Annotated in this window: 6 protein-coding genes; all 6 read left to right on the forward strand. The window is 32.9% G+C overall.

What is annotated here, in order from left to right; genetic code table 11:
* The first annotated feature begins 266 nt into the window (after window positions 1-266).
* The 6 genes from BMX09_RS09350 (at window position 267) to BMX09_RS09375 (ending at window position 6,769) form a co-directional block, all read left to right on the forward strand.
* Complete coding sequence (locus BMX09_RS09350) at window positions 267-809, forward strand: helix-turn-helix domain-containing protein (protein WP_089747998.1); 543 nt, start codon at window positions 267-269, stop codon at window positions 807-809.
* Between the two features lie 14 nt (window positions 810-823).
* Window positions 824-1,930, forward strand: coding sequence for an ABC transporter ATP-binding protein (locus tag BMX09_RS09355; protein WP_089748000.1), 1,107 nt, complete (start codon window positions 824-826; stop codon window positions 1,928-1,930).
* The gene (locus tag BMX09_RS09360; protein WP_089748003.1) at window positions 1,923-2,738 is read left to right on the forward strand and encodes an ABC transporter permease; all 816 of its coding nucleotides are present in this window, start codon (window positions 1,923-1,925) and stop codon (window positions 2,736-2,738) included. Before BMX09_RS09355 ends, BMX09_RS09360 begins: the two co-directional genes overlap by 8 nt.
* Before the next feature lies 1 nt (window position 2,739).
* Window positions 2,740-3,564, forward strand: coding sequence for an ABC transporter permease (locus BMX09_RS09365; protein WP_089748005.1), 825 nt, complete (start codon window positions 2,740-2,742; stop codon window positions 3,562-3,564).
* Entirely contained in the window at window positions 3,564-4,634 is a 1,071-nt protein-coding gene (locus BMX09_RS09370; protein WP_089748007.1) for an ABC transporter substrate-binding protein, read from the forward strand. Before BMX09_RS09365 ends, BMX09_RS09370 begins: the two co-directional genes overlap by 1 nt.
* A 197-nt stretch (window positions 4,635-4,831) precedes the next feature.
* Window positions 4,832-6,769 carry a fructose-1,6-bisphosphatase gene (locus tag BMX09_RS09375; RefSeq protein ID WP_089748008.1) on the forward strand — a complete coding sequence of 646 codons (1,938 nt, stop codon included), beginning with the start codon at window positions 4,832-4,834 and terminating at the stop codon, window positions 6,767-6,769.
* Window positions 6,770-6,909 lie beyond the last annotated feature (140 nt).

The following is a 6,909-nucleotide window of genomic DNA, read 5'->3' on the forward strand; positions in this document are numbered from 1 at the left end:
CGATTTTATTATAGGGCATCAGATGCTTTTTGTGTATAAAAAAATAAATGATGCCATTGAAGAATTTCTTCAACAACATCATTTATTGTAGAACCGTTTTAGATATTTCTGCTACTTAACGAGTCAAGTAAGATATTATCCTGAAGCATCTTTATAATGGAAAAAATAAGCCCCAAAAATAAGGATTACTTGTTGAATAATACTAAACTTTATGTATAATAAGTATATTGTTTACTAAACAAAAAGTTTAAAAGGAGTATGCATTTATGGAGATAGGGAATCAATTAAAGCAGTTACGCATGCAAAAAGGCCTAACTCAAGAAGAATTAGCCGAAAGAACTGATCTTTCAAAGGGGTATATATCGCAATTAGAAAATGATTTGAGTTCGCCAGCAATGGAAACTTTTTTTGATATTTTAGAAGTATTAGGCTGTTCACCAAAAGATTTTTTTAGTGAAGAATTAGAACAATCTTTATCAGTATATCGACCAGAAGACATGACCATTACTCAGGATAATAGACATAAGACAACAATTACATGGCTTAATCCTGATTCAAATGAACATGAGATGGAACCGGTCTTATTGGCTTTTGAAAAAGATGGTGGTTATAAAACATTCCAACCTTCATTAGCCGAGACTTTTGGTTATGTATTAGAAGGGGAAATAGAAGTAAGAGTTGGTAATGAACAAGCAATTGTTGGTGCCGGTGAATCATTTTATTTTGAATCAAGCGCTAAGCATCGATTAAAAAATGCAAGTGATACTCAGTCAAAACTCTTAATCGTAGTAACAGATTCATATTTATAAAGGATGGGTGGAAAATGACAAAACAAGCAATTATTACGTTTGAAAATGTAACAAAATCATATGGAGATACACAAGTTTTAAAGAATGTTAATGTTGAAATTGAAAAAGGAAAATTTTATACGCTATTAGGGCCGTCTGGATGTGGTAAAACGACAATCCTACGTTTAATTGCTGGTTTTACAGAATTGACTTCAGGAACCATTACGTTAAATGGGCAAGAAGTTCAAGAATTGCCACCAAATAAACGTAAAGTGAATACGGTATTTCAAGACTATGCTTTATTTCCGCATATGAATGTTTTTGAAAATATTGCATTTGGTTTACGTTTGAAGAAATTACCAAAAGATGTGATTCAAGAAAAAGTATCAGAAGCTTTGAAGATGGTTCGCTTATCAGGCTATGAAAATCGTGAAATTGCACAAATGTCCGGTGGTCAACAACAACGTGTCGCAATTGCTAGAGCATTAGTGAATGAGCCAGAAGTATTATTATTAGATGAACCTTTATCCGCTTTAGATTTAAAATTGCGTACTGAAATGCAATATGAATTACGTGAATTACAACAACGCTTAGGGATTACTTTCATCTTTGTAACGCATGATCAAGAAGAAGCTTTAGCGATGAGTGATGAGATTTTTGTATTAAATCAAGGTGAAATTGTGCAATCAGGGACACCAGTTGATATTTATGATGAACCAATTAATCGTTATGTAGCTGATTTTATTGGGGAAAGTAATATTATTCCCGGCATTATGAAAGAGGATTATTTAGTTGAGTTTGTTGGTAAGGAATTTGAATGTTCGGATGCAGGGATGCGTCCTAATGAAAAGATTGAAATTGTGATTCGTCCAGAAGATTTAACGATTAAACCAGTAAATCTTGGTAAATTAAATGTTGAAGTGGATACGCAATTGTTCCGGGGAGTTCACTATGAAATTATTTGCTATGATGAAGTTGGAAATGAGTGGATGATTCATTCAACCAAAAAAGCTGAAATCGGTTCGAAAGTATCACTTGATTTTGAAGCAGATGATATTCACGTGATGCGTTTTGGAGAGAGTGAGGAAGAATTCGATGCTCGTCTAGAAAGTTATGAAGATGAGGTGGAAGTGGATGAATAAAAAATCACGTAGCTTGTTTGCGGTGCCGTACTTGATGTGGTTATTGTTCTTTGTAATGACTCCATTGGCATTAGTCTTATATCAATCATTTTTTAATATTGATCATCAGTTTACTTTGGAGAATTATCGTATTTTCTTTTCATCAGCGAATTATTTAGAGATGACGTTTAATTCGGTCTTGTATGCATTCTTAATTACTTTGGTGACCTTATTAATAAGTTATCCGACTGCTTATCTATTAAGTAAGACGAAACATAAACAATTATGGTTATTGTTAATTATTTTGCCGACTTGGGTGAATTTATTGTTAAAAGCATATGCCTTTATTGGAATCTTTAGTCAAGATGGATCGGTTAATAGCTTCTTAGGATTATTTGGAGTGGCGCCAAAGCAATTTTTATTTACTGATTTTAGCTTTGTGACGGTAGCTTCTTATATTGAATTACCGTTTATGATTTTGCCGATTTATAATTCAGTAGAAGAATTGCCTCAGTCATTAATTGCGGCAAGTCGTGATTTGGGTGCTACTAAATGGGATACTTTTCGTCGAGTGGTCTTTCCTTTAACGATGAATGGTGTGCGTAGTGGTGTGCAAGCTGTCTTTATTCCTTCTTTATCATTATTCATGTTAACGCGTTTAATTGGTGGGAACCGTGTAATTACATTGGGGACAGCTGTTGAAGAACATTTCTTAGTAACACAAAACTGGGGGATGGGTTCAACGATTGGTGTAGTCTTAATTGTTGCGATGGTATTATTAATGATTGCTACACGTGAACGCAAACAAGCATGGGGAGGTCATGACTAAGATGAAATTAAAAAATAGTTGGCTTGGTAATCTTTATTTAGTGCTAGTCTTTGTGATTTTGTATGCACCAATTTTTTATTTGATTTATTATTCATTTAATAGTGGTGGTGATATGAATGGTTTTACTGGCTTTACATTAGAACATTATCAGTCAGTATTTGAAGATACACGTTTGATTGTGATTGTCTTAAATACATTAATTTTAGCTTTATTATCAGCCTTGATTGCCACAATTATTGGTACATTGGGTTCGATAATGATTTATTATGTGAAAAATCGTAAGAAAAAGCAATTGTTATTAGGTTTGAATAATGTCTTATTAGTATCGCCAGATGTTATTATTGGGGCAAGTTTATTAATTTTATTTACGATGATTGGATTTGAATTAGGCTTTACGTCAGTGTTATTAGCGCATATTGCCTTTAATATTCCGATTGTTGTTTTAATGGTTCTGCCAAAATTATATGAAATGAATGCCTCAATGTTGACGGCTGCTAGAGATTTAGGGGCGACAAGTGCGCAAGTGTTAACACGTATTATTTTACCGACAATTACGCCAGGGATTTTAACGGGATTCTTTATGGCGTTTACGTATTCATTAGATGATTTTGCGGTAACATTTTTCGTGACGGGAAATGGCTTTAGTACGATTGCTGTTGAGATTTATGCTCGTGCACGTCAAGGGGTTAGTTTAGAAATTAATGCCTTAAGTACTGTGATGTTCTTATTTTCATTTGTCTTAGTGATTGGTTATTACTTTATTGAGCGTTATCAAACTAAGCGTTCAATGATTAATCAACAAGTTACTGCGAAAGGAGTGTTATAATGAAAAAATTAACATTATTAACGACGACGATTATTTTAGCAATTGTAGGATTGGTCGCTGTACGAAATACTTTAGATGTGGCGGTTGCCGGAAGTTCGGATACGATTACTATGTATAATTGGGGAGATTATATTGATCCAGAGTTATTAAAAGAGTTTGAAGAAGAAACGGGCTATCATGTAATTTATGAGACGTTTGATTCAAATGAAGCGATGTATACAAAGATTAAACAAGGTGGTACAAATTATGATATTGCGGTCCCAAGTGAATATATGATTGATAAGATGATTGATGAAGATTTATTATTGCCACTAGATCATAGTAAATTACCCTCTATCAATCATATTGACCCACGTTTTTTAGATCAATCATTTGATCCGGGAAATGTCTATAGTATTCCTTATTTCTGGGGGACTCTAGGGATTGTCTATAATACGGAGATGATTTCTGAGGGGGCGATTACTTCATGGCAAGATTTATGGAAGGAAGATTTCCGTAATTCAATTCTGTTTATTGATGGAGCTCGTGAGATGATTGGATTAACCTTGCAAAGTGAAGGGTATTCTTTAAATGAAAAAGATGAAGCAATTGTTCGTGAAGCAGGAGCAAAATTAAAACAATTAATGCCTAATGCAAAAGCGATTATTGCCGATGAAATGAAGATGTATATGATTCAAGAAGAAGCACCAATTGGGGTCACTTTTTCAGGTGAGGCAGCGATGATGTTAGAAGGTAATGAACATTTAACCTATCTAATTCCTTCAGAAGGGACGAATGTGTGGTTTGATAATTTAGTCATTCCAAAAACTGCCAAAAATATTGACGGAGCGTATGCTTTAATGAATTTTATCAATCGACCTGAAAATGCGGCGCGTAACGCAGAGTATATTGGGTATTCAACCCCAAATAAAGATGCTAAAGAATTATTGCCAATAGAAGTAATAGAAGATCCTGGATTTTATCCAAATGATGAACAAATGGATCATATGGAAGTTTATGAGAATTTAGGAACGGATGCTTTAGGATTGTATAATGATTTATTCTTAGAAGCAAAAATTTTTAGAAATTAAGATAAGGAGTCAAGAGATATAATGATATCAATATTAATCTCTTGGCTTTTTTTGTGGGAAATTTTGAGATAATGGTAAAGATATCATTAAAAGTTTTAGGAAAGACTAAAAAAGTAAGCGTTTCGATTGTATATTGACAATAGTGGAGAAATGGTACATTCACTGAGGTTAAAGAGTTTTTATAAAGGAGAGTAAAGATGGAAAAAAAGTATTACCAATTATTAAAAAGTCAATATCCTAATAAACATGATGTTGCAAGAGAAATTATTAATTTAAAGGCGATTTTAAATTTACCAAAAGCAACTGAGCATTTTATTAGTGATGTGCATGGTGAATATGAAGCTTTTCAACATGTTTTGCGTAGCGGTTCAGGTAATGTACGATTAAAGATTAATACTTTATTTGCTGATAATTATAATGAAGCACAATTACGTGATTTAGCCACTTTAGTCTACTATCCTGAAGAGCGCATTCAACAGATGAAAGACTTGTATCAAGATGAGGCAGAATATTTAGCTTGGTATCAATTGGTTTTAGAAGATTTAGTAACTTTATGTTTATATTGTTCAACAAAATATACTCGTTCTAAAGTTCGTAAGGCAATGCCGACAGATTTTTCATATATTATTGATGAATTACTATTCCAAAAAGATGAATTTTGTGATAAAAAAGATTATTACCAACAAATTGTCACAACGGTATTTGAATTAGATGAAGAAGATCATTTATTAACAGGAATCTGTTATTTAATTCAGCAATTAGTTGTGGATCATTTGCATTTAGTTGGAGATATTTATGATCGCGGACCACATGCGGATTTGATTATTGATCGCATGATGGAGTATCATTCCTTAGATATTCAATGGGGGAATCATGATGTTTTATGGATGGCAGCGGCTTTAGGTGTGCCTGTGTGCATTGCGAATGTGGTGAGAATTTCACTGAGATATAATAATTTAGATGTTTTGGAGGAACAATATGGTATTAATTTAAGACCCTTATTGAATTATGCAGAGAATTATTATCCAGTAACAAAAATTTATCAACCGAAAGCTAAAATTGCTAATCAAAGTGAATTAGAATGGCAACAAGTGTGTAAGATGCATCAAGCTATAGCAGTTTTACAATTTAAATTAGAAGGCCAAGCGATTAAAAGAAATCCAGACTTTGATTTGAGTCGTCGTGATTTATTGTCAAAATTAAGTAAAGATAAAAAGAGTATTACGATTAATGGGGCTATTCATCCTTTATTAGATAGTCATTTTCCAACGGTTGATAGTAAAAAACCTAATCAATTAACACCAGAAGAAGAAGCTTTAGTGGAGCAATTGGTTTTTAGTTTCCGTCATAGTGAAAAGTTACAAAGACATACTAAGTTTTTATTTGAAAAAGGTAGTATGTATACTATTTATAATGGAAATTTATTATTTCATGGTTGTATGCCTTTAAATCAAGATGGTAGTTATAAAGTGTTCCACTATCAAGGGAAAGATTATCAAGGGAAAGAACTTTTATCAATCTTTGATAAGAAATTACGCGAATTATATCATAATCCAAAACCGACTAGTAAAGCGGCTGATTTGGCTTGGTATTTGTGGACGGGTGAAAATTCTCCATTATTTGGTAAAAAAGAGATGACAACTTTTGAACGTTACTATATTAAGAATAAAAAGACCCATCATGAAGAAAAAAATCCTTATTATCAATTACGTAAAGAAGTTCAAACTTGTGAATTTTTATTAAGAGATTTTGGTTTGAATCCAGAAACAGGTCATATTATTAACGGTCATACACCTGTTAAGGAAAAAGATGGCGAAACGCCAATTCTAGCAGGTGGGAAGATGTTAGTGATCGACGGGGGATTTTCAAAAGCTTATCAAGCAAAAACAGGAATTGCAGGATATACTTTATTGTGTAATTCATATGGAATGGAATTAGCAGCTCATAGCGGATTTACCTGTAAAGAAGATGCCATAAAAAATGGCACAGATATCCATTCAACGATACGAGTAGTTGATCGCAATCTTAGTCGAAAGAAAGTAAAAGATACAACGATTGGTGAAGTGTTAAAAGAACAATTAAGAGATTTAAAAGAATTATATGCATTATATGACTTAGTTGATTGCGAAATATAAGTGGTGGATAGTTGCTTTGAATAAGGAATACTTTAAATTTATTGACAAGAAATCTCCGAAGCTTTAGCTTCGTGGGATGAATTGTTGTATCAAGATATTTTTGATACAATCATTATTGAGGGATATAAAATGAATTGTTG

The sequence above is a fragment of the Granulicatella balaenopterae genome (assembly GCF_900111135.1).
Classification (GTDB): Bacteria; Bacillota; Bacilli; order Lactobacillales; family Aerococcaceae; genus Granulicatella; species Granulicatella balaenopterae.